We start from the raw sequence: 23,457 nt of genomic DNA on the forward strand, positions 1-23,457 counted from the left end.
GCGCTACGCGTCGAGACCCCGCAGCACCAGCGGAAGCCGCGCCGCGCCGGCGTCGACCACCCGGACTGGTACGCCCCAGTCCTGGCGGGTCAGGTGGCAGGCCGCGTGTTCGACGTCCGCGTCGCAGGTCGCCGCCTGCGCGGTCACCTGAAGCACACCGCCCGTGACGTCGCTGTTGAGCACCAGCCGGCGGGACAGCTCGGTGCCCGTGCCGGCACCCTCCACCAGCAGCTCCGGCGGGGACGCCGACACCACCAGCCGGGTCGACGGCCCGAACGACTCGTCCAGCTTCTGCCCCGGCGCGGGCGTAAAGACGATGTCCAGGGTCACCTCGCCCGCCGCCACGTCGGTCGGCTTGCGCTCGGTGCGGTGCCGGGGGCCGTCCACCGTGCTGGCGCCCGCCGCCGACAGGGCACCCGGAGCCAGTCGGGTCAACCGGTGCGCGGCGGACTCCACCACCAGCACCTCACCGTCACCGGTGAGCACCAGGTCGCTCGGCTCGGCCAGCCCGTCGGCGACCGTGGACACCTGGCCGGTGGCCGGGTCGAAGCGACGCACCGCACCGTTGTACGTGTCCGCGATCAGCACCGAACCGTCCGGCAGCGCGCACACCCCCAACGGATGCTGGAGCAGCGCCGACTCCGCCGGCCCGTCCACGTGACCGAAGTCGAACAGGCCCTGCCCGACGGCGGTGCCCAGCACCCCGTTCTCCACGTACCGGACGGCGCTGGTCTCGCTGTCGGCGATCCAGAGCCGAACGCCGTCAGCGGAGACGGACAGCCCCGACGGCTGCGCCATCCACGCCTCGGCCAGCGGGCCGTCGCGCAGCGCCTCGACCGTCGTGCCGGCGTACATGCCGGCGGTCCGCTTGATCGGGTCGAACCACCACAGCTGGTGGATACCCGCCATCGCGATGATCAGCTTGTCGTCGTACCAGGCCAGGTCCCACGGCGACGACAGGTCCACGGCCAGCGCGTCGTGCGCGTGGTCGTCGACCGAGGCGCGCCACTGCCGACCGCTGCCGGCCACGGTCACCACCTCGCCGGACTCCAGGCGTACGCCGCGCAGCAGGTGGTTGACGGTGTCGGCGACGACCAGGTCGTAACCGGCCACCTCGGCGACGTGCGTGGGCAGCAGGCAGAGGCCCTGCGGCTCGGAGAAGGTCGCCGCCGCGGCCGGCCCGTCGGCACGGCCCCGCTCGCCCGAGCCGATCCGGCGCACCAGCGACTCGCCGTCCGGCGCCACCTCGACCAGCGAGTGCCGCGCCGAGTCGGAGACCAGCAGGTTGCCGTCCGGCAGCACCACCGCCTTGCCCGGGAACCGCAGCGTGGTCTCCGGCGCGGGCGGCGGAACGTAGGGGCCGTCGCCCCGGTGCAGGGTGCCCTTGGCCTCGTGGGTGGCGATCAGCTCGTCGATGAGGCGGGCCAGCCCCTCGGCGTGGCCCTCGCCGGCCATCGTGGCCACCACGTAACCCTCGGGGTCGATCACCGACAGGGTCGGCCAGGCGCGGGCCGCGTACTGCTGCCACATGTCCATCTCGGGATCGTCGAGCACGGGGTGGTGCACCCCGTACCGCTCGACGGCGGCGGCCAGCGCGTCGGCGTCCTTCTCGTGCTCGAACTTCGGCGAGTGCACGCCGATCACGACGAGCACGTCACCGTACTTCTCCTCCAGCGGGCGCAGCTCGTCGAGCACGTGCAGGCAGTTGATACAGCAGAAGGTCCAGAAATCTAAGATGACGCAACGACCTCGAAGATCCTGCAAGGTCAGGTCCTGGCCGCCTGTGTTGAGCCATCCCCGGCCGCGCAGCTCGGGTGCACGTACACGCGCTGTCGTTCCCATGCCTGCCAGCCTGCCACGCCGCACCGGCCCGTCCGCCGTGACCCGGACGACAGCGCCCCCGAGCCAGGGTGATCGTCGGCAGTTCAGCAGCGCGACGCTCGGCGTGTCGAGTCGCTGAGCCGCCACCGATCACGGGACGGGGTCACGACGAAGGCGGGGCCACGGACGTCCGTGGCCCCGCCTTCGCAGGTGTCTACGGGGTGGCCGGCTTGAGGCAGAGCACCCGGTTGGTGCCGTCACCGGGCAGCACCACGTGCGGCTGCGTGATGTCGGTGCACTTCTCCTTGGCGTCCACCTTCGAGACGATGGTGAACGCGCCCGCCTCGCCGCAGTCGGCCGCCGAGGCGCCCTCACCGGACTTCTTCACGCAGGTGCCGACCGCCGGGTCGAAGGCCGGGTTCTCGTCGCCGCCACCGAACTTGCCGAGCAGCATCAGCAGGCCGAGCGGCACCGCCAGGATGAGTACCGCGGCGATCAGCACCGCGGCCAGCACCCGACCGTTGCGCACCTTCGGCGTCGGCGCCTCCACCTTCGGCTCCTCGGCGTCCGGCTTGAACGCGTCGAACCGACCCTGCTCCGGCTCCTGACCCCAGGACGGCGCGGGCTGCTGGCTGGCCGGCGGGAACGCCGGCGGGAAGCCACCGCCCGGTGCCGGCTCGGTGTCGGGACCGCCGAAGGGCGGCCCGCCCAAGCTCGGCGCGCCGTTCACCGTGGCGGCGCCGGCCGCCGGTGCCGCGGAACCACCGAACCGGTCGTCCGGTCGCTCGGCTCCGGCCTGCGGCCGGACCCCGTTCACCGGTCGGTTGTTGCCCGGCGCGTCGACGAAGGACGGCACACCGGGTGGGAACGCCGGCGGCGCGGACGGGGCTTCACCGAACCCGTTCGGCGTCGACGGCCGGTCCCGGTCGTCGAAGCGTGGCTCCGGCGTGGACTCGCCGCCCCAACCCGGGCCGCTGTGCCGGTCCGGGCCCTGCTGCCAGTCCGGCGCGCCCTGGCGCTCCGGGCCGTTCTGCCAGTCGGGTACGGCCGGGCCCTGCTGCCAGTCCGGTGCGCTCGGACGCTCGGAACCCGGCTCCGCCGGGAAGGCGTCCTGCTGCGGCTCGTCCGCCGGTTCGGGCGCGGCGGGGCGGCCGTACACCCGGGGTTGGGGCGTGGGCGTGCCGGACGGTCGCATCGCCTGGTCGGTCGGGGGCATCACCCGGCTGGCCAGCGGCACCGAGGCGCTCGCCGAGGCCCGGCCGACCGCGCCGGCCGCCGGCTCGGCCTCCGGCACCGGTACGACCGCGCGGCCCGCTCCCGATTCGGGTGAGGTACGCGGGGCGGGCACCACGGCACCGCTCACCGGCGGGTCCCCCGCGCGACCCCAACCGGCCGGCTCCGCCTCGTACTGGGCGGCGGCGTCGGGAGTCTCCCGCTCGGGGAGCGGGGCGTACTGGGCCTGCGGTACGAAGTCGGCCGGCGGGGCGGCGGCCAGGCTGGCACCCGGCACGCGCTGCTCCTGCGGCGGCAGCGGTACGGCGTTGGCGGGCGAGATGCCCGGCGCGGGCGCGGGCTGGTAGACCGGTGCCTCGTCGCCCCGGTCCGGCTCCCAGCCGCCGCGGGACTGAGCGGACGCTTCCGCCTCGGCACGACCCCACACCTCGCCGGGCGCCCACGGCTGGATCTCACCGGCACCGCTCTGCGGCACGGGATTGTCCGGGGTGGCGGCCCAGTTGGGCGTGCCGTCGTTGCCGGGCACGCTGGCGCTGGCCCGGGCCGGCAGACCGGGCTGCTCGGTCGGGGTCCAGCCCGCACCGGCCTGCTCCGCCGGGCGTCCCGCCGGCTGGTCCTGCGGTGCGAGCACCCAGTCCGGCTGCTGCGGACGCCCCTCGGCGCCACCCCAGGAGGCGGGCTGCACGGCCTCGTCCTGCTGCGCGTTGGCACCGTCGCCCCAGCCGGCGGGCTGGGCCTGCTGCTGGGCGGCCCAACCGCCGGAGCGGGCCGGGTCGTCCTGGCCCGGCCAGTTCGTCGCTGGTGCCGACACCTGCGCCGCGCCCCGCGCTGCGGGCGGCTCGGCCTGGCCCCACTCGGGGGCCGGCTGCTCGGTCGGCTGGGCGGCCTGGCCCCAGGCCGGGGGCGACTGCTCCGCCGGCGTCCACACCGGTTGGTCCTGCTGGCCCGTCCCCCCGGGCCAACCGCCGGGCTGTGCCGTCTCGGGCTGCTGCGGCTCGTCGCCGCGCCAGTCACCGGCGGGCGGGGTGGCCTGCGCGGAGGTGCCCCAGCCGCCGGAGCGGGACGGGTCCTCCTGGGCGGGCCAGGCGGCGGTGGCCGGCGGGACCTGAGCGGCACCCCTGCTGGCCGGCTGGGCCTGCGCCCAGTCCGGCTGCTCCGCGGGGCTGGTGGCCCAGCTGGGTGCGTTCTGCTCGGGCGGCGTCCAGCCCTGCTGCGACGTCGCCCACGGGGCGGGCTGCTGCTGGTTGTCGGGGGTGGCGTTGTTGCCGGCCCAGGCGCCAGGCTGCTGCGGCTCGCTCGCGCCACCGCCGGTGGCCCAGGCGGGCTGTGCCGGCTCGGCCGGCTGCGGCGCGGCACCCCAGGCGGGGTTGGGCTGCTGCTCGGGTTGGCTGGCCCAGGCCGGGGCGGCCTGGTTCGGCTGCGCCGGTGGCGGGGGTGCCCAGCCCAGGTCGGGGCCGGCGGCGTTGTAGCCGTTGTCCGGCTGCGCCGGGCGGTCGCCGTACGGCGCCGGTACGCCGGCGCCCGGTGACACCTCGTCCGGCTCCTGGCCGGGACGGTGCGGGCCCTCGGACGTCATGGGTGCGCCTCCTCCATCACATGTCGGCCGCCGGTGCCGATCGGTGTCCTCGGCATGGCTGCCGGCGTCACCGGCGTGCCGGCTCCCCGCACCGTATCGGGTGGCCGCACGGGGTGTCCAAGGAGCATCGCCCGTCACTCCGTGTTGCCGAGTGGTGTCGAGCAGCTTCTATCAGCTCGGCCGGTGGGGGGCGGCGGGCGGCGACCGAAGCCCACCGTACCGGGCGTTGCGGAAGGGCGGAATCCCGGTGTCACGTGGTGGCGAAACGCCGATGGCCCACCCGGTGGGCCGGGTGGGCCATCGATCTGGAGGAGATGAGGAAAGTTTGTGGAGCGTCAGCTCATGTGACGCTGGGCGATGACGAGGAGTTCCTCGCGAACCGCCGGCGAGTTCGCGGAGCGCAGCGCGTGCTCGATGGCACGGGCGCGGCGGGTGGCGTCGCGGTGGTTGCGGATTCGCTCGATCATGCTCATTGCTGGGTCCCCCTGGCTATTCGGTTGTCGGCCCCTTGGTGTCTCTATTCAACCCCAGAACCCGGCAAACTTCCATCGATTGTTAGGTGAGCTGGGACACCTGCCTAACAATCAAAGGTCAACAGGCGTACGGGCTGAAGGTTCCGTCGCCTAATGGACACGGCCGGTGTGCCGGGCGTTAACCCGTGGCACACCGGCCGTGGCTGGTGATCGCGACGATCAGGTCCAGGCGAGCAGCGCCGCCTCGGGATCGGCGAGGAAGTCACCGATGTCGCGCAGGAACTTCGAACCCAGCTCACCGTCGATGATCCGGTGGTCGAAGCTCAACCCCAGCGTGGTGACCTGACGGGCCTTGACCTTGCCCTTGTGCACCCAGGGCAGCTCCCGCACGGCGCCGAAGGCCAGGATCGCCGACTCGCCCGGCGGCAGGATCGGCGTGCCGGTGTCCACCCCGAACACCCCGACGTTGGTGATGGTCAGGGTGCCGCCGGACATGTCCGCCGGCGACGTGCGGCCGGACTTCGCCGTCTGCACCAGGTCGTTCAACGCGTCCGCCAGCTCCCGCAGCGAGAGCCGACCGGCGTCCTTGACGTTCGGCACGATCAGGCCACGCTCGGTGGCCGCCGCGATGCCGAGGTTGACGTACTCCTTGACCACGATCTCGTCGCCCGCCCAGGTCGAGTTGACCATCGGGTGCCGCTTGACCGCCAGGAGCACGGCCTTCGCCACCAGCAGCAGCGGCGAAACCCGGACGTCACGCCACTCCCGCCGGCCGCGCAGCCGGTCCAGAGCCTTCATCGCCCGGGTCACGTCGACGGTCAGGAACTCCGTCACGTGCGGGGCGGTGAACGCCGAGCGGGACATGTTCTCGGCGGTGAGCTTGCGTACCCCCTTGACCGGGATGCGCTGCTCACGGTCCGCACCGAAGCTCGCGGCGCTCGTCGCGGTCGAGGTGACCGCGACCGGCTCGGCCGCCGCCACGGACCCACTCGCGGCCTGCTGTACGTCCTCCCGGGTGATCGAGCCCAGCGGCCCCGACCCGGTCAGCGTGCGCAGGTCGACGCCGAGGTCCTTGGCGAGCTTGCGGACCGGCGGCTTGGCCAACACGAGCCCGCCCGGCACCGGACCGCCGTTCCCGTTACGGACCGGCTCCGGCGTGACCGCCGGCTGCGGCGCGACCGGTGCCGGCGCGACCGGCGCCTCGGCCTGCGCCGGGACGGCACCCTTGCGGGGGCGGCGCTTCGCGGCGGTGGTACGCGGGCCGTAGCCGACCAGCACCGCCGTCCGCCCGCCCGGGGCGGCGCCGCCGATCAGGCCCGGCTCGACCATGCCCTCGGCCGGGGCCAGCTCCACGGCCGCCAGTGAGGCAGCCGACGGGGTGGGCAGATCAGCGGTGGGCGTGGCCGTGGTCGACGACGTGGTGTCCAGCGGGCCGGCGCCCGGGTCGGTGTCGATCGCGATGATCGGCGTACCGACCTCGACCGTGGTGCCCTCCGGGTGGTGGATCGCCTGCACCTGCCCGGCCCACTTCGCCGGGATCTCCACCGCCGCCTTGGCCGTCTCGACCTCGACGATCGGCTGGTTCAGCTCGATGGTGTCGCCGACCTTGACGAGCCAGGACAGGATCTCGCCCTCGGTCAGCCCCTCGCCCAGGTCGGGTAGGTTGAACGTCTTGATCCGGGACATGGCGCTCACCAGCCGAAGGTGCGGTCGACGGCGTCGAGCACCCGGTCGAGGTCCGGCAGGTACTCCTCCTCCACCCGGGCGGCCGGGTAGGGAGTGTCGAAGCCCGTGACCCGCAGCACCGGCGACTCCAGGGAGTAGAAGCACTCCTCGGTGATCCGTGCGGCCAACTCCGCGCCGAGGCCGATGTTGGACGGCGCCTCGTGCACCACGACCGCCCGGCCGGTGCGCTTCACCGACTCGTAGGCGGCGGCGAGGTCCAGCGGGGACAGCGAGCGCAGGTCGATGACCTCCAGCTCCCGGCCGTCCTCGGCGGCGGCCGTCGCGGCCTCCAGGCAGGTCCGCACCATCGGCCCGTACGCCAGCAGGGTCACGTCGGTGCCGGGCCGCACCACCCGCGCCGAGTGCAGGGGGTACGCGTCGGACAGCGGCGCGTCCAGGTCGACCTGGCCCTTCTCCCAGTAGCGCCGCTTGGGCTCCAGGAAGACGATCGGGTCGTCCGAGGCGATGGCCTGCTGGATCATCACGTACGCGTCCTGCGGGTTGGAGCAGGTCACGACCTTGAGGCCGGCGGTGTGGGCGAAGTACGCCTCCGGCGACTCGGAGTGGTGTTCGACGGCGCCGATGCCTCCGCCGAACGGGATCCGAATGACCATGGGGATGCTGAGTCGGCCGCCCGAGCGGTAGTGCATCTTCGCCACCTGCGACACGATCTGGTCGTACGCGGGGTAGACGAAGCCGTCGAACTGGATCTCGCAGACCGGCCGGTAGCCACGGATGGCCAGGCCGACGGCGGTGCCGATGATGCCGGACTCGGCCAGCGGGGTGTCGATGACCCGCTGGTCGCCGAAGTCCTTCTGAAGCCCGTCGGTGATCCGGAAGACGCCGCCGAGCTTACCGACGTCCTCGCCCATGATGATGACCTTGGGGTCGGTCTCCAGGGCGCGGCGCAGGCCGGTGTTGAGGGCCTTGCCGAGGGTGAGCGTCTCCGTGGCCATCAGTGGGCGCTCCCCTCGAACGACTCCATGTAACGGTTGAACTGCGCACGCTGCTGATCGAGCAGCGGCGACCCGTTGGGGTAGACGTGGTCGAACATCGTCACCGGCTCCGGGTTGGGCATGCTGAGCACCCGCTCGCGCAGGTGCACCGACTCGCGGCGGGCCTGCTCGTCGACCTCGGCGAAGAAGGTCGTGTCGGCGATCTGCTGCTTTTCCAGGAAGGCCTTGACCCGGATGATCGGGTCCTTGGCCTGCCACGACTCGACCTCGCTGGCGATCCGGTAACGGGTCGGGTCGTCGGAGGTGGTGTGCGCGCCCATCCGGTAGGTGTACGCCTCGATCAGGCTCGGGCCCTGCCCGTGCCGGGCGTTGTCCAGCGCCGTGCGGGTGACCGCGTACGACGCCAGCACGTCGTTGCCGTCCACCCGTACGCCGGGGAAGCCGAAGCCGGCGGCCCGCTGGTAGAGCGGGACGCGGGTCTGCCGCTCCAGCGGCTCGGAGATCGCGTACTGGTTGTTCTGGCAGAAGAAGACCAGCGGCGCGTTGAACACGCTGGCCCAGACGAACGCCTCGTTCACGTCGCCCTGGCTGGTGGCCCCGTCGCCGAAGTAGGCGATCGCAGCCTCGCCGTCGTCGGTGCCGACCTTGCCGTCCATGGTGATGCCCATGGCGTACCCGGTCGCGTGCAGGGTCTGCGCGCCGATGACGATCGTGTACATGTTGAACTTGAACTCGTTCGGGTCCCAGCCGCCCTGGTCGACCCCGCGGAACAGGCCCAGCGGCATGATCGGGTCGATGCCCCGGCAGTAGAGGACGCCGTGCTCCCGGTAGGTCGGGAAAGCCATGTCCTGCGCCCGCAGCGCCCGCCCGGAGCCGACCTGCGCGGCCTCCTGGCCGAGCAGGCTGGCCCAGAGGCCCAGCTCGCCCTGGCGCTGCAGCGCGGTCGCCTCGGCGTCCAGCTTGCGGACCAGCACCAGGTCCCGGTAGAGCCCGCGGTACTCCTCGTCGGTGAAGTCGACGCGGTACTCGGTGCCGTCGGGCCCGGTGGCGCTGTCGATCCGCTCGCCTTCGGGGGTGAGCAGCTGCACCAGCTCGGGGTCGCCGGCCGCGCCCTTCTTGGAGCGGGGAGCTGCCCGCCTGCTGCGGGTGGTGCCCCCGGGGTCGCCCTTTGCCATCGGTCTCTCCCTGTCGTGTCTGCGTCTGCACCGGGGGGTCACCCGGCCGCGCAACTCGTGCGCCTGTCCGGCTGCTGCCGGACCGGTTCCTGGCGGCCGCGCCTAGCCCCGGTGGGGGTTGCCGCACGGCGTGAGCCGGATTCTGGCCGAATCCGGTTCGGGAGCGCCGGTACACAACCGCGCCTGCCGCGAGGGTGCACGGAGGTCACGGCTGCGTTGCCGTCGTGTCCCATATTCGCAGAGCAGGTGAGCGCGCCCACAGTACGCCCGCCCCGCATTCCGACCGTCCACCGTTTGTCGCTCTTTGTCGCCATAGTGCTGTCCCGCGTCCACCGGGCGTTCCGGCGATGATTCGTCACCGTTCGGTCAGCATCGCGTGTCGACACGCGGTGGAGGTTGGCTGACGGAGGGTGACTGGGCGAGGCTAATTACCGCTGGATCGTGCCGATCGGGTCAATTGCCGGGTTCTGTCGGCGACGGCCATCCGCGTGCTGCAAGGTCGACGACAAGGGGTGTGCGGTGTACGAGCCAGGTGACGGTCCCGGCACACCCGCGCTCGGCCGGCACCGGTCGACCGGAGGCTACCGACGGGTGGTCGGCGTGCACCGGGCCCCCGGTGCCGGCGGGCCACCCCGGGGCTACCTGCTCACCGTCGCACTGCTGGCCGGCACCGCGTCGATGCCGATTCTCGCCGCGATCAGCGCGGGTTCGGCCACCCCGGGCAGCACCGCGCTGCCGGACAGCAGCACGCCGTTCATCCCGACCCCGTCGGTCGGGCCGGTGGTGATCCCGCTGCCGATGGCCAGCCAGCCGGCGCCCCCGCCACTCGGCACGCCCAGCGCCGCCCCGACCGTCACGCCCGGTTGGCTGCCCGCCGCACCCCGGCGTACCCCGGACCGGCCGGCACCCGTGCCGAGAGCCGTCGACCCGGACCGCGTCGACCGCGGGTTGCCCCCAATGCCCGGGCCGACCCGGAACACCCGACCGCCCGTGCCCCCACCGCCCCCGACAGCGTCGCCGACCGATCCTCCGGCCCCGACGCCGACGCCGACGCCCACCTTCAGCCAGGCTCCGACCCTCAGCCCGACGCCGACCGAGACCGACTCCTCGACCGCGACGGCGGCGCCGACCAGCACCTGGTCCGAGCCGGCCACCACGCCCGCGACGTCCTCCACCCCCGACGCGCCGCCCAGCCCGCACGCACCGACACCCGGCGCGAGGACACCCTCGGTGAGCCCGCCGCCGCCCACGGCCAGCCCGTCGCCGCTCCCCGGACCGACGTACCCCGTGGTGTCCCCGGCGGTACGGTGACGATCAGCCGCGACCCATCCGGTGCCGGCGGTGTTCGGGGGTAGGCGCGGACCGGAGGGGGTGGCGTGGGCGGCGGTGCCGAACTCCGCCCGGTCGCCCGGCCCGGCCCGGGGCTGCGGGTCGCCCGGCTGGTCACCGAGCTGACGGCGCCGGCCGTGCTGGTGTCGCTGCTGATCTTCACGGTGAGCTGGCACAGCGCCCGGCGGACCGGTCACGGCCTGGCGTGGGGCCTGCTCGCCACACTCTTCGTCACCGGCATCCCGTTCGCCTACATCGTCGGCGGCGTACGGCGCGGCCGGCTCACCGACCACCACATCGGCCGCCGGGAGCAGCGCAGGGTGCCCCTGCTGATCGGCCTCGGCTCGGTCACGGCCGGGCTCGTGCTGCTCGCCGTGCTCGGTGCGCCCCGTCCGGTGCTGGCACTGGCGGTCGCCGGCCTGGTCGGCGTCGTCGTGACCGTCACCGTCAGCCACTGGTGGAAGATGTCGATCCACTCGGCGGTCGCCGCCGGCACGCTGGTCATCCTGGCGCTGATCTTCGGGGATCGGCTGCTCGTCGCCGCGCCGCTGCTGGCCGTGGTCGGCTGGTCCCGGGTGCGGCTGCGGGACCACACCGTTCCCCAGGTGCTGGCCGGCGGGGCGCTCGGCGCACTGATCGCCGGCACGGTCTTCGGCCTGCTCCGCTGAGCGAGCCCGATCGGGAGCCACGGGCGCGCGGCTCGATCGGGAACCCAGGCGGGCGGCGGGGTGCCGCCCGCCCGGGTAAGCCCGTCAGACGCCGTCGTCGGCGAGGCGGTGCCGGTTCGCCTCGATCCAGGCGTCCAGCGCGGCCGGGTCGTCCGGGTCCACCCCGTCGGCCATCAACTGCGCCACCGCCGCCGTGGCCGGGCTGCGCCGCTCACCGGTCGAGTAGAGCCGCGCGAACTCCGGCACCATCTCCTCGATCGCCTCGTCGGTCCGCGCCGCGGCCGCCTCGGTCAGGCCGCGCTGACGCGACGCGTACCGGGCCCAGGCGCGCAGCACCCGGGGCAGCATCGCGGCGTCGTCCATGTCCAGCACCGCGCGGCGGTGCACCCAGTCGAGCAGGAAGAGCCCGGACACCGCGGGGCTCCACCGCATCGGGTCGGCGTCCGGGAAGGTCGCCGAGTGGTCCAGCAGCAGACTCAGGCAGAAGTGCAGCGAGGCCAGCTCCGCGCCGTCGACGGCGTCCAGGCCGAAGCGGGCGGCCTCCGGCGCGGCCAGGAACCGCCGCACCAGGTCGGTGCGTTCGGCGGCGGAGAGCGGCTCGACCTCGGCCGGGCCGGTCGGCGCGGTCGCCGTCGGCAGCAGCGCCAGGCGGGCGCCGACCAGCGCCCGGTCGGTGGCGAGGGAGCCCTCGCCGGGCAGCTCGCTCAGCTCGTCGGTGACCGCCAGGTGCCGGGCCACCTCGCCGCGCAGGCGGGCCGGGTCCTCGGTACGGAACCAGGTCAGCTCGTCATCCGCGCACATCTGCCGGACCTGATCCAGGATCCGCTCCGCGGGGCCGCCGACGAAGATGTCCTTGGTGACCCCGATGTTGTGGTCCACCAGGGCCACCAGGGCGTGCTCGGAGCCGCCGGCCGCGTCGTCGTAGGCGAAGGTGGCGAGGTATGAGGTCTGGTCGCCGTACACGTCGCCGTACGCCCAGCTGCCGGTGAGGTGCACCCGGCCGAGCTGGCCGGCCCAGGTGGGTGCCTGGCTGCCCGGACGCACCCGGTCGGTGCCGTCGGCGGTGGGGACGAGCGCGGCGAAGACCTGCCGGATGGTGGTCGCCGACGCGACCCGACGACGGGCGGTGGCGGCGAGGAACCCGGTGACGAACTCCCGTACGGCCGTGTCCCGGTCGGTTTCCGCGATCGCGTAGACGCTGCCGAGCAGGGCGCTGCCGAGCATCTCGGCGTCCAGCGCGGACTCCAGCTTGGTCACGTCGCGTGCGGCGTGCAGCACCGCGTCGTAGGGGGTCTGAGGCGTGGCCATGCTCCGACCCTACGCCGCTGCGCCGGTACGCAGAGCGGTAGCGAGCCGTGGGGACGTCAGCGGCGGGCGGCGTCGCGCAGCGCGTCACGTGCCCGCGCGTACGAGGCGAGCACGATCCGCACCGGGGCGAGCACGTACTCCTCGCCCACCTCGGCGACCCTGACCGTCAGCCGCTGCCGGGCGCGGGCCCGCGCCCGCTGGGCGGCCCAGCGCACCACGGGCCGGCTCAGCGCGGCCACCAGCAGCCCGGCCAGCAGGCCGCCGAGCAGCAGCACGGTGGGCAGTGGCACCGCACCGACCATCGGATCGTCCAGCGCGGGCAGGCCGAGCACCCGCAGCGCGTAGCCGAGCGCCAGCCAACCCAACCCGAGCACGGCGGCCAGGGTGACCAGCCACTGCACACCGCCGACGACCCGCCACCACACCGGCCGACGGTCCAGACCGAGGTCGGTGCCGGCGATCGCGCGGTCCAACGCGTCCGGCAGATCACCGAGGCGGGACCGGGCGGCCGAGGTGACCGCCGTCGGCCAGGCCGCGGGCAGCTGCGCGGCGGCCCGGTCGGCCACCGCGCGGATCGCCAGGCCCAGCGCGGAGCGTTGCGCGGCCGTCGGGTCCGGCACCGAGGTGGCCGCGACCAGGCTCTCCGCCGGGTCGGTGCCCTCGCCGGCCGGGCCGGGCAGGTGCAGCCGGCGCAGCGGGTCGGGCCGCAGCCGCCGCCAGCCCCGGACCACGGGCCAGCCGGTGGCCGCGCCGGCCCGATGGCGGTACGCCCGTTCCACCGCCTCGCTCACCGCCGGCACTCCGGCGGCGTCGGCCAGCGCCCGGTTCAGCCCGGCGACGGTCGCGTCGTCCGGTCCGCCCGCGGGCCGCGCCGAGCCGACCAGTTCGTCCAGGCCGGCGACCACCGAGTCGACGTCACCGGCGAGCCGGCGCAGGGCGGCCTGCCGGTCGGCGACCGTCCGTTCCAGCGCGCTGCGCAGCCCGACCATCCCGGCCGGGTCGATGGCGGTGGTGGCCAGCAGCGGTACGCCGGTCAGGCCGTCGGAGTCGAGCAGTCGGCGCAGGTCGTCCAGGACCCGGGGCAACTCGGCCGGGGAGAGCCGGTCGGCCTGGTTGAGCACGACCAGCGTGACGTCGCGGTGCCGGTGGAACTCGCGCAGGTAGCTGTCGTGGATGACCCGGTCGGCGTACTTCTGCGGGTCGACCACCCAGACCACCTGGTCGACCAGGCCGAGCAGCCGGTCCACCTCCAGGCGGTGGGATCGTTGCACGGAGTCGAAGTCGGGCAGGTCGAGCAGGATCAGCCCGTGCAGCGCGGTCTCGTCGTCCGCGTCGAGCGCGCTCTCCCGGACGAAGCGGTGCCGGGGCAGCACGCCGGTCCAGTCGAGCAGCCGGTTGGCACCCTCCAACGGCCCCCACACGCACGCGTGCGTGACACCGGTGGTCGGCCGGCGGACGCCGACCGGCGAGAGTTCCAGTTGGGCCAGCGCGTTGAACAGGCTGGACTTGCCGCTGCCGGTGGCCCCGGCGAGGGCGACCACGGTGTGGTCGCGGGACAACGCGAGCCGGGTGCCGGCCCGCTCGACCAGGGTGTGCGCGGGCACCAGCTCGGAGTCGGGCAGCAGGCCGTCCACCGCGGTCAGGAACCGGCTCACGGCGTCCAGGCGGGCGATCAGCGCGTCGGGGTCGACCCGCTGGTCACCCCGGAACGCCTCCCGGATCCGACCGGTGATGTTGGTCACCGGGGGCCCTCCTCGTCGGCAGCCAGGCCACTGCGGTGTCGGGCCACCTCGACCCGGCCGGCGGCCCGGCGCAAACCGTCGCCGACCTCCGCGGCGGGCCGCGCGTCGGCGGTGCGGGTCAGGAAGCGGTCGGCCTCCACGTCGAGCAGCGTCCGTACCCGCTCCAGCAGGTCTTCGCGCGCCGTGGCGGCGAGGGTACGCACCGCCTGGTCGCCGAAGATCGCCTGGAGTACGGCCTGCGCGGCGACGGTCGTGCCGGCCCCGGTGGCCACCTCCAGTCCGGTCGGGATGAACGCGGTGGACGCGAACACGGCGATCATCACGGCCAGGCCGGTGGCGTTGACCGCGTACGCGGCGGTGCGGGCCACGAACCGTTTGTCGGCGCCCTCGACCCGGACCAGCTCCAGCACGCCACGCTGCCAGTCACGGACCATCCTTTCGGCCCGCTCGGGCAGGTCGGCACCGGGGTGGGCGAGCGCCGGATCGAGCAGTTCGGCTCCCGCCGGGTGCGCCTTCCACGCCGTGTACGCGGACTCGGCGGCCTCGGACGCCACGCCGCGCAGCAACGTGACCAGCTGCGACTCGATGGCGTTGCGCAGCTCGGCGGAGGGTGCCGGCCGGCCGGTGACGGCGGCCACCACCCGGTCCCGGAGACGCCCGATGCGCGCCTCCAGGGTGCGGAAGAGCTCCCCGGTGCCGACGAACTCCTGCCAGCGGGCGAGCACCTCACCACGGAGCAGTCGGCCGTCCCGAAGGCCCTGCTCGACGGTCCGTTCGGCACCCCGGTACGCGGCCCGGACCCGCTCGTCCAACCCGTCGGCGGCGGCGACCTGCTCGTCGGCGGCCTCGGCCAGCTCCTCGACGGCCGGATGCAGCGCGGCCAGCGCGCCGTCCAGGGTCTGCCGGACCACCGAGGACCGCGCGTCGGCGTCGGCGGCCAGCCGGGCGAACCAGTCGGCCAGCGGCGCCGTGACGCCCTCGGGCAGCAGCCCCTGACCATCGACCCAGGTCTCCGGGAGCACGAACAGGGGTGCCCGGCCGAGGTCCTGTGCGGCGAGCATCTCGGCCAGGTGCGCGGCGATCTCGTCGGTGGCCTCGGCGGGCACCCGGTCCAGCACCATGGCGATGACCGCGCCCCGGGCCCGGGCGCTGCGCAGCAGCTCCCAGGGCACCGCGTCGGCGTACCGGGCGGCGGTGGTGACGAAGAGCCAGAGGTCGGCGGCGGCCAGCAACTGGCTGGCGAGTGCCCGGTTGGCGTCGACCACGGAGTCGATGTCCGGTGCGTCGAGGAAGGCCAGCCCGGGTGGCAGGGCGGGGGCGGTGACCAGGTGCAGCGCGCGTGGATCTTCGCTGGGCTCGGTGGTGCGGGTCAGCCCGGGCAGCAGGTCGCCCTGCCGGAACCAGGCCGCGTCGGCGGGGTTGCAGACCAGCACCGGGGAGCGGGTGGTGGGCCGGAGCACACCGGCGGCGCTGACCCGGGCCTTGACCAGGCTGTTGACCAGGGTCGACTTGCCCGCCCCGGTGGAGCCACCGACCACCACGAGCAGCGGGGCGTCCAGCCGGGCGAGCCGGGGCAGCAGATAGTCGTCGAGCTGGTCGGTGAGGGCGGCGGCGGTGTGTCGGGCGGACCCGGCGGAGGGCAGGCAGAGGGGATAGCGGGTGGCGCCGATCGCGGCCCGGAGGCCCGACAGCGCGCCGGGGAGGCTGTCGTCCCCGGTGGTGGCGGGCGGCTCCTCCGCGGCGTCCGGCGGGCCGGTGCGGGCTGCGACGGCGGGCGCGCCGGAACGGGTGGCGGAATCGCCGTGCGTCGTCACCGCTAAAGCGTGCCCGACCGATGCAAGGGAAGACAACCGGACGGTAGTAACGGCTGGGTTGCGTCGGGTCGGCTCAAGTCGACTTGACGATTCGCCGACGCGTGGCACTATTGAGTCCAGTTCACTCAACTTGTGGTGTGGCCCGCTGCGGGCGGTGGCCCGCCAGGCAGCCCCGGGCGATGCCCGTCACCTGCACAACCTTATGAAGCGAGGAAGCGAAGATGGCACGTGCGGTCGGTATCGACCTCGGCACGACGAACTCCTGCGTCAGCGTTCTCGAGGGCGGTGAGCCCACCGTCATCGCCAACGCTGAGGGCTCGCGGACGACCCCGTCGATCGTCGCGTTCGCCCGCAACGGCGAGGTGCTCGTCGGTGAGGTCGCCAAGCGTCAGGCGGTGACCAACCCGGACCGGACGATCCGCTCGGTCAAGCGCGAGGTCGGCACGAACTGGTCCGTCGACATCGACGGCAAGAAGTACACCCCGCAGGAGATCTCGGCCCGGACGCTGATGAAGCTCAAGCGGGACGCCGAGGCGTACCTGGGCGAGCAGATCACCGACGCGGTGATCACCGTCCCGGCCTACTTCAACGACAGCCAGCGCCAGGCCACCAAGGAGGCCGGTGAGATCGCCGGCTTCAACGTGCTGCGGATCGTCAACGAGCCGACCGCGGCCGCCCTGGCGTACGGGCTGGACAAGGGCTCCAAGGAGCAGACCGTCCTGGTCTTCGACCTCGGCGGCGGCACCTTCGACGTGTCGCTGCTGGAGCTGGCCGAGGGCGTCATCGAGGTCAAGTCGACCAGCGGTGACAACCACCTCGGCGGCGACGACTGGGACCAGCGGATCATCGACCACCTGGTCAAGACGTTCCGCGGTGAGCACGGCATCGACCTCGGTCAGGACAAGATGGCCCTGCAGCGGCTCCGTGAGGCCGCCGAGAAGGCCAAGATCGAGCTGTCCGCCGCCACCACCACCAACATCAACCTGCCGTACATCACCGCCGGCTCCGCCGGCCCGCTGCACCTCGACGTGACACTGAGCCGCGCCGAGTTCCAGCGGATGACGCAGGACCTGCTGGACCGCTGCAAGGGCCCGTTCGAGCAGGCCGTGAAGGACGCCGGGATCAAGATCTCCGACGTCGAGCACGTCATCCTCGTCGGTGGTTCGACCCGGATGCCCGCCGTGACCGACCTGGTCAAGCAGCTCACCGGTCGCGACCCCAACAAGGGCGTCAACCCGGACGAGGTCGTCGCCGTCGGCGCCGCCCTCCAGGCCGGTGTGCTCAAGGGTGAGGTCAAGGACGTCCTGCTGCTCGACGTGACCCCGCTGAGCCTGGGCATCGAGACCAAGGGCGGCATCTTCACCAAGCTGATCGAGCGCAACACCACCATCCCGACCAAGCGCTCCGAGGTCTTCACCACGGCGGACGACAACCAGCCGTCGGTGCTGATCCAGGTGTTCCAGGGTGAGCGGGAGATCGCGGCCTACAACAAGAAGCTCGGCACCTTCGAGCTGACCGGCCTCCCGCCGGCGCCGCGCGGCGTGCCGCAGATCGAGGTCGCCTTCGACATCGACGCCAACGGCATCGTCAACGTGCACGCCAAGGACCTTGGCACCGGCAAGGAACAGAAGATGACGATCACCGGCGGCTCCTCGCTGCCGAAGGACGACATCGAGCGGATGCGCCGGGACGCCGAGGAGCACGCGGAGGAGGACAAGCGCCGCCGCGACGACGCCGAGACCCGCAACGTGGCCGAGGCGCTGCAGTGGCAGACCGAGAAGTTCCTCGCCGAGAGCGGCGACAAGCTGCCCAGCGAGAACCGGGAGCAGCTCAACGAGGCGCTCGGCGAGCTGCGCGGCGCCCTCGGCGGTCAGGACATTGAGAAGATCAAGTCCGCGCACGAGAAGCTGGCGCAGGTCTCCCAGCAGGCCGGTTCGCTGCTCTACTCGCAGCAGGCCGAGCAGGGCCAGCAGCCGGGCGGCGAGGCCGGCCCGGGTGCGACCGGTGCGACCGGCCCGCAGGCCGGCGCTGCCGGTGGTGCCGACGACGTGGTCGACGCGGAGATCGTGGACGAGGACGGCAAGAAGTGACCGTCGGCCTCCGACACGTATCCACGGCAAAGGGATGAGGTAGCCGCATGACGCAGAAGCCACGAGCCGCCGACCCGGGCGACACCGGGTCGACGCCGGGTGGCTCCGCGCCCACGGAGCCGACCACCGGCGCCGAGGAGCGGGTCGTCATCCGCAACAACCGCAAGCTCAGCGACGCGACGGAGCCGGAGGGCGCCGCCGCCGACGCGGGGAACGACGTCCCCGCCGAAGGTCTGGTCGAAGACGCCGAGATCGTGGTCGACGAGATCGAGGTCGAGGTCAACTCCACCGACGGGCCGGAGCCGTCCGGCCCGCCGGTGGTGGACGCCCCGGCGAAGCCGGCGGACGGCGGTGGCACCGGCACCACGCTCGGTGCCGAGCTGGAGGCGCTGCGGGCCGACCTGGACGAGCGGACCCGGGATCTCCAGCGGGTGTCGGCGGAGTACGCCAACTACCGCAAGCGGGTCGACCGGGACCGCAGCCTGGTGCAGGAGCAGGCGACCGGCTCGGTGCTGGCCGCGCTGCTGCCGATCCTCGACGACCTGGACCGGGCTCGGGAACACGGCGACCTGGTCGGACCGTTCGGCACGGTGGCGGAACAGCTCACCACCGCGCTGGGCAAGTTCGGTCTGAACGCCTTCGGCGAACAGGGCGACCCGTTCGACCCGACCCGGCACGAGGCGGTCGCGCACCAGACCTCGGCCGAGGTCAGCGAACCGACCTGCGTGCAGGTCATGCGGCGCGGCTACCAGCTCGGTGAGCGGCTGCTGCGCCCCGCGCTGGTCGCGGTCGCGGATCCGGAATAGTGCGAAACGGTGACCAGGCCGTCCCGCCCACCGCTCAGCGGTGGGCGGGACGGCCGGGCCACGACGGTTGGAAGGGGGTGGACCGGTGAGTTCGAAGGACTGGCTCGAGAAGGACTTCTACGCCGTGCTCGGCGTGGACAAGGCCGCCTCCGCGGATGACATCAAGAAGGCGTACCGCAAGTTGGCCCGGGAGTCGCACCCGGACCACAACCCGGGCGACCCCAAGGCCGAGGAGCGGTTCAAGGCCGCGTCCGAGGCGTACAACGTGCTCTCGGACGCCGGCCGCCGCCGGGAGTACGACGAGATGCGTTCGCTGTTCGGTTCGGGCGCGTTCCGGCGCAATGCCCGGGGCGGCGGCCAGCCGGGCGGTATGCCGTTCGACGTTTCCGACCTGTTCGGCGGTGGCGCCGCCGGGGGCGGCGACCGTCGCTTCGGCGGGGCCGGCTTCCAAGACCTGTTCAGCTCGATCTTCTCCGGTGGGCAGGCCGGTGGGCAGGCCGCCCCGCGCGGTCCGGCCCGTGGTCGGGACGTCGAGACCGAGGTGGCACTGGACTTCGGGGACGCGGTGCGCGGGGTCACCCTGCCCCTGACGCTGCGCGCCCCGGGCGTCTGCGACACCTGCCACGGCAACGGGGCCAAGCCCGGCACCCAGCCGCGGACCTGCCCGGTCTGCCACGGCGCCGGGGTGACGACCCGCAACCAGGGGTCGTTCAGCTTCTCCGAGCCGTGCCGCAACTGCCAGGGCGTCGGCACCGTGGTCGAGGAGAAGTGCCCCGAGTGCCACGGGAGCGGCGGGGTCACCAAGACCCGCACGATGAACGTGCGCTTCCCGGCCGGCGTGGCCGACGGCCAACGCATCCGGCTGGCGGGGCGCGGTGAGCCGGGCGAGCGCGGCGGCCCGGCCGGTGATCTGTTCGTGCACGTCAAGGTCCGGCCGGACGAGCTGTTCGGGCGTACCGGAGACGACCTGACGCTGACCGTGCCGGTGACGTTCGCGGAGGCCGTGCTCGGCACGGACCTGCGGGTGCCCACGCTCGACGGTGCGGTGACCCTGCGGGTGCCGCCGGGTACGCCGAGCGGTCGGGTGCTGCGGGCGCGGGGCAAGGGTGTGGTCCGCCGCGACGGGCAGGCCGGCGATCTGCTGGTCACGCTGGACGTGGTGGTGCCGTCCCGGTTGTCCGACGAGGCGCGCGTGGCGCTGGAGGCGTTCGCCGAGCAGAGCCCGCCGGCGGCCAGGGAACATCTCGACGCACGGGTGCGTCGGGTCAGTTAGTCCGGTGGGATGGACGCGGAGGTGAGCGGCATGTCGGGCGAGTTCCTCGGTTCGAGTGACCCTGCCTACGAGGCCAAGGTGTTGATGATCTCGGTCGCGGCGCGGATGGCGGGGATGCATCCACAGACCCTGCGCCAGTACGACCGGCTGGGGCTGGTGCAGCCCGGTCGGGCGGCCGGTGGCGGGCGTCGGTACAGCGTGCGCGACGTGGTGCTGCTGCGCGAGGTGCAGCGGCTCAGCCAGGACGACGGGATCAACCTGGCGGGCGTCAAGCGGATCATCGGGCTGGAGCGGTTGCTGGAGCAGGCGCAGCAGCGGGTGGCCCGACTGGAAGCGGAGCTGGACGCCGCGTACCGCCGGGTGGCCGAGCTGGAGTCATTGGCCCGCTTCCCGGGCAGTGACCTGGTGCCCACCAACCGCACGTCCACCGCGCTGGTGGTCTGGCGGCCCCGCCGTATGCCCGATCGCTGACCTGCTTTTCGCTGTCTCGGTCCGGTCCGCGCCGCATTTTCCGGCGCGGGTCGGGCCGCTTCCGTTAACCTGTCGATACGGGTCCAACCGGCTTAATTCGGACCCACCGGCATGGCGAGGGGGAGCGATGGCGGAGCCGGCGAAGAAGGTCGCCCAGCAGACGGAGGAACGGCTGGAGGACCTGGCCGACACCGTCCGCGAGAAGTTCGACAAGGTGACCGAGGGAAGTTTCCGGGACCGGATCGTCGAGGGGCGGTTCGCCGACCAGACCGACCACGGCGTCGACCAGGCCCGGGCCGAGACCGAACGGAAGCGCGACTGACCGGTGACCGACGTGCGGGCCGGGACCCACGGGGGGTCCCGGCCCGTTCGCGTTGGTGGGTGCGGGCCGGGACGCGGTGCTGCCGCGGCGGGGGTCTCGGCCCGTTCGCGTTGGTGGGTGCGGGCCGGGACGCGGTGCTGCCGCGGCGGGGGTCCCGGCCCGTTCGCGTTGCCGTTCAGGCCCAGCTGGTGATCGTTGGCGGCTGAGCGACTCGACACGCCGGGCAGTCGACCGCTGAGCTGCCAACGATCATCGTCACGATTCCCTGCTCAGCCGAGGCGGCGGTTCTCGCGGACCAGGCCACCCTCGCACCAGTCCCGGTAGACGAAAAGATCCGGGCGGGCCAGCAGGACGCGACCGTTGTGCGCCCAGATCCTCATCAGCTCGTCACCGTCGCGCTCGGCCTGCTCGACCAGCTTGCGGAAGCGGCGCTTGGGGTGGGCACGGAAGTTCGTCCGGATGCCGTCCGCCGCGTAGATGTAGAGGCAGTGCAGCGCAAAGCGGCGCGCCGGGCAGGTCGGGTCCATGGCCAACTCGAAGAGGGTCAGGACCAGCCGGTCACCGGAGACCAGCAGATCCCAGTCGGGTGGCATGGAAGCCAACGGCACCGAATCGGGCTTGTACGCCCACGCTCGCAACTCCGCCGGAGTCGGATCGACGGGGTTGGCGAAGCCGTGGAACGTCGACTCCTGCACGCTCACCGGCCAACCTTCCGCTCTCGCCCGCGTCTGGCAACGCTGCCTGCGGACCCTGGCTGCTGCGGCGAAACGGTAACCCGCCGCCGGTTGCTGCGGTAGTACCCGCAGGGCGCAATTCGGCATCCGTCGGCAGACCTGCCCGAACGGCCGTTCGGGTGTCCTGGCCACCGCCGTTGCCGCGCCGAGGGGCATGGCAACGGCGGTGAGCGTCAGTCGTGGATCGGAACCGCCGCCGCCCGCTGGGCCGCGGCCGCCGCGCGGGTGCGCAGCCACCGCTTGAACCACGGGAAGTCGGGCAGCCGGGCCAGCATCGGCCCGGTCACCACGGTGACGAGGACGTACGCCGTCGCCAGCGCCGCCAACCGCGGCTCGACGCTGCCGGCGGCGACCGCGAGCCCGGCGATGACGATGGAGAACTCACCACGGGGTACGAGTGCCAGACCGGCCCGCCATCGACCGGGTTCGGCGATGCCGACCCGCCGGGCCGCGAGGTAACCGGTGAGCGTCTTCGTCGCCATGGTGACCACGGCCAGCGCGAGCGCTGGCAGCAGCACCGGAGGGATGTCCCGCGGATCGGTGACCAGGCCGAAGAAGACGAAGAACACCGCCGCGAACAGGTCCCGCAGCGGAGAGAGCAGTTCGGTGGCGTGGTGCGCGACCGGGCCGGAGAGCGCGATGCCGACCAGGAACGCGCCGACCGCCGCCGAGACCTGGAGCTTCGCCGCGATGCCGGCGATCAGCAGGGTCAGACCGAGTACGCCGAGCAGCAGCGCCTCCGGGTCCTTCGCCGACAGGGCGGACGAGATCAGGTGGCCGTACCGGATGGCGACCACCAGCACGATCAGCACCGTGCCCACCGCGACGGTGAGCGCGATGCCGCCGCCGAGCAGACCGGTACCGGCCAGCACCGCGGTGACCAGCGGCAGGTAGAGCGCCATCGCCAGGTCCTCGATCACCAGGACCGAGAGGATCACCGGGGTCTCCCGGTTACCGAGTCGGCCCAGGTCGGCGAGGACCTTGGCGATCACACCGGAGGACGACACCCAGGTGATGCCGCCGAGCACCAGGGCGGCCACCCAGTCCCAGCCGAGCAGCAGGGCGAACGCGGCACCGGGCAACGCGTTGAGGACGCCGTCGATCAGCCCGGCCGGCGCGGCCGAGCGGAGGTTGCCGACAAGTTCGTTGGCGGAGTACTCCAGGCCGAGCATCACCAGCAGCAGGATGACGCCGATCTCGGCGCCGACCGCGAAGAACTCCTCGCTGGCGGCGAGCGGAAGCAGCCCGCCGTGCCCGAACGCGAGACCGGCCAGCAGGTAGAGGGGGATGGGTGAGAGACCGACGCGGCGGCTGAGCCGACCGAGGACGCCAAGCAGCAGCAGCAGCGCGCCGACTTCGACGAGCAGTGTGGTGGATTCGTGCATCCGCCTCAGCCGTCCGGGTCACTGTCGGCGAGGATGGCGGACACGCCGTCGAGACCCCTGCGGGTCCCGACAACGACCACCACGTCACCGGCCGCGAAGCGGAACGAGGGAAGCGGCGAGACGATCACCTCGCCGTCACGCAGCACCGCCACGATGGAGGCGCTGGTGCGGGTACGCGCCTTGGTGTCGCCGAGTTTCCGGTTGACGTACCGCGACCCCGCCGGGATGGCGATCTGCTCGGTGAGCAGGCCGGCGGCCTGCTCACGCAGCCCGGAGAGCTGCCCGAGCATCAGCGACGCGCCGAGGATGTCGGCCAGCGCCTCTGCCTCGTCGTCGGTCAGCGGGATGTCCGCCTGGCAGGAGTCGGGATCGTCGGGGTCGTACAGGACGAGATCCCGGCGACCATTGCGGTGGGAGACCACGCCGAGCCGACGACCGGATTCGGTCACCAGATCGTGACGCACTCCGATCCCGGGTAAGGCGGTCTGCTCGACACGTACTCGCACCCTCCAAGGCTACCGCCAAGTGAACAGAACGCAGATCTTGACGGAACGCG

The 23,457-nt window shown here is 73.1% G+C and carries 19 protein-coding genes; 6 read left to right on the top strand and 13 right to left on the bottom strand.

Going from position 1 to position 23,457, the window contains the following annotated elements:
• Positions 1-3: 3 nt before the first annotated feature.
• The 7 genes from AB0H52_RS09370 to AB0H52_RS09400 form a co-directional block, all read right to left on the bottom strand.
• On the bottom strand, positions 4-1,842 hold the full coding sequence (locus AB0H52_RS09370; protein ID WP_357946304.1) for an NHL domain-containing thioredoxin family protein: 1,839 nt from the start codon (positions 1,840-1,842) through the stop codon (positions 4-6).
• Between the two features lie 193 nt (positions 1,843-2,035).
• A complete protein-coding gene (locus AB0H52_RS09375; protein WP_151492114.1) occupies positions 2,036-4,630 on the bottom strand; it encodes a hypothetical protein in 2,595 nt (864 codons plus the stop codon).
• Positions 4,631-4,965: 335 nt separating this feature from the next.
• On the bottom strand, positions 4,966-5,103 hold the full coding sequence (locus AB0H52_RS09380; protein ID WP_167454674.1) for a hypothetical protein: 138 nt from the start codon (positions 5,101-5,103) through the stop codon (positions 4,966-4,968).
• A 219-nt stretch (positions 5,104-5,322) separates the two neighbouring features.
• On the bottom strand, positions 5,323-6,789 hold the full coding sequence (locus AB0H52_RS09385) for a dihydrolipoamide acetyltransferase family protein (RefSeq protein ID WP_357946442.1): 1,467 nt from the start codon (positions 6,787-6,789) through the stop codon (positions 5,323-5,325).
• 5 nt (positions 6,790-6,794) lie between these two features.
• Positions 6,795-7,784 carry an alpha-ketoacid dehydrogenase subunit beta gene (locus AB0H52_RS09390; protein WP_151492115.1) on the bottom strand — a complete coding sequence of 330 codons (990 nt, stop codon included), beginning with the start codon at positions 7,782-7,784 and terminating at the stop codon, positions 6,795-6,797.
• Positions 7,784-8,959 carry a pyruvate dehydrogenase (acetyl-transferring) E1 component subunit alpha gene (gene pdhA / locus AB0H52_RS09395; RefSeq protein WP_151492116.1) on the bottom strand — a complete coding sequence of 392 codons (1,176 nt, stop codon included), beginning with the start codon at positions 8,957-8,959 and terminating at the stop codon, positions 7,784-7,786. Before pdhA ends, AB0H52_RS09390 begins: the two co-directional genes overlap by 1 nt.
• A 638-nt stretch (positions 8,960-9,597) precedes the next feature.
• Complete coding sequence (locus tag AB0H52_RS09400; RefSeq protein ID WP_357946309.1) at positions 9,598-10,209, bottom strand: hypothetical protein; 612 nt, start codon at positions 10,207-10,209, stop codon at positions 9,598-9,600.
• 126 nt (positions 10,210-10,335) lie between these two features.
• On the opposite strand from AB0H52_RS09400, the gene AB0H52_RS09405 reads away from it, so the two are divergent.
• Positions 10,336-10,956, top strand: a complete 621-nt coding sequence (locus AB0H52_RS09405; RefSeq protein ID WP_151492649.1) for a phosphatase PAP2 family protein — start codon at positions 10,336-10,338, stop codon at positions 10,954-10,956.
• A gap of 84 nt (positions 10,957-11,040) precedes the next feature.
• Here the strand turns inward: AB0H52_RS09405 and AB0H52_RS09410 are convergent, their stop codons facing one another.
• The 3 genes from AB0H52_RS09410 to AB0H52_RS09420 are packed head-to-tail and all read right to left on the bottom strand — an operon-like array spanning position 11,041 to position 15,820.
• Positions 11,041-12,264 (bottom strand): hypothetical protein, encoded by a 1,224-nt coding sequence (locus tag AB0H52_RS09410; RefSeq protein ID WP_151492642.1) that lies wholly within the window; start codon positions 12,262-12,264, stop codon positions 11,041-11,043.
• A 56-nt stretch (positions 12,265-12,320) separates the two neighbouring features.
• Positions 12,321-14,006, bottom strand: a complete 1,686-nt coding sequence (locus tag AB0H52_RS09415) for a GTPase (protein WP_357946314.1) — start codon at positions 14,004-14,006, stop codon at positions 12,321-12,323.
• Positions 14,003-15,820: an ABC transporter gene (locus AB0H52_RS09420; protein WP_357946317.1), complete on the bottom strand. Its 1,818-nt coding sequence runs from the start codon at positions 15,818-15,820 to the stop codon at positions 14,003-14,005. Before AB0H52_RS09420 ends, AB0H52_RS09415 begins: the two co-directional genes overlap by 4 nt.
• Before the next feature lie 221 nt (positions 15,821-16,041).
• On the opposite strand from AB0H52_RS09420, the gene dnaK reads away from it, so the two are divergent.
• The 5 genes from dnaK to AB0H52_RS09445 all read left to right on the top strand — a co-directional run bounded on the left by dnaK (position 16,042) and on the right by AB0H52_RS09445 (position 20,782).
• Positions 16,042-17,910: a molecular chaperone DnaK gene (gene dnaK, locus AB0H52_RS09425; RefSeq protein WP_151492645.1), complete on the top strand. Its 1,869-nt coding sequence runs from the start codon at positions 16,042-16,044 to the stop codon at positions 17,908-17,910.
• A 47-nt stretch (positions 17,911-17,957) separates the two neighbouring features.
• Positions 17,958-18,716: a nucleotide exchange factor GrpE gene (gene grpE / locus AB0H52_RS09430; RefSeq protein WP_357946321.1), complete on the top strand. Its 759-nt coding sequence runs from the start codon at positions 17,958-17,960 to the stop codon at positions 18,714-18,716.
• Positions 18,717-18,801: 85 nt separating this feature from the next.
• Positions 18,802-19,989 (top strand): molecular chaperone DnaJ, encoded by a 1,188-nt coding sequence (gene dnaJ, locus AB0H52_RS09435; protein ID WP_151492647.1) that lies wholly within the window; start codon positions 18,802-18,804, stop codon positions 19,987-19,989.
• A 30-nt stretch (positions 19,990-20,019) separates the two neighbouring features.
• Positions 20,020-20,460 carry a helix-turn-helix transcriptional regulator gene (locus tag AB0H52_RS09440; protein WP_151492650.1) on the top strand — a complete coding sequence of 147 codons (441 nt, stop codon included), beginning with the start codon at positions 20,020-20,022 and terminating at the stop codon, positions 20,458-20,460.
• Positions 20,461-20,587: 127 nt separating this feature from the next.
• The gene (locus tag AB0H52_RS09445) at positions 20,588-20,782 is read left to right on the top strand and encodes a hypothetical protein (RefSeq protein ID WP_151492648.1); all 195 of its coding nucleotides are present in this window, start codon (positions 20,588-20,590) and stop codon (positions 20,780-20,782) included.
• A 269-nt stretch (positions 20,783-21,051) separates the two neighbouring features.
• Here the strand turns inward: AB0H52_RS09445 and AB0H52_RS09450 are convergent, their stop codons facing one another.
• From AB0H52_RS09450 to AB0H52_RS09460, 3 genes are all read right to left on the bottom strand, one after another.
• Positions 21,052-21,483, bottom strand: coding sequence for a hypothetical protein (locus tag AB0H52_RS09450; protein WP_151491008.1), 432 nt, complete (start codon positions 21,481-21,483; stop codon positions 21,052-21,054).
• 206 nt (positions 21,484-21,689) lie between these two features.
• Positions 21,690-22,901: a cation:proton antiporter gene (locus AB0H52_RS09455; RefSeq protein WP_151491007.1), complete on the bottom strand. Its 1,212-nt coding sequence runs from the start codon at positions 22,899-22,901 to the stop codon at positions 21,690-21,692.
• Between the two features lie 5 nt (positions 22,902-22,906).
• Entirely contained in the window at positions 22,907-23,407 is a 501-nt protein-coding gene (locus tag AB0H52_RS09460) for a TrkA C-terminal domain-containing protein (RefSeq protein WP_357946326.1), read from the bottom strand.
• Positions 23,408-23,457: the final 50 nt, after the last annotated feature.

Source organism: Micromonospora sp. NPDC050695 (assembly GCF_040654415.1).
In the GTDB taxonomy this organism is placed as follows: Bacteria; Actinomycetota; Actinomycetes; order Mycobacteriales; family Micromonosporaceae; genus Micromonospora.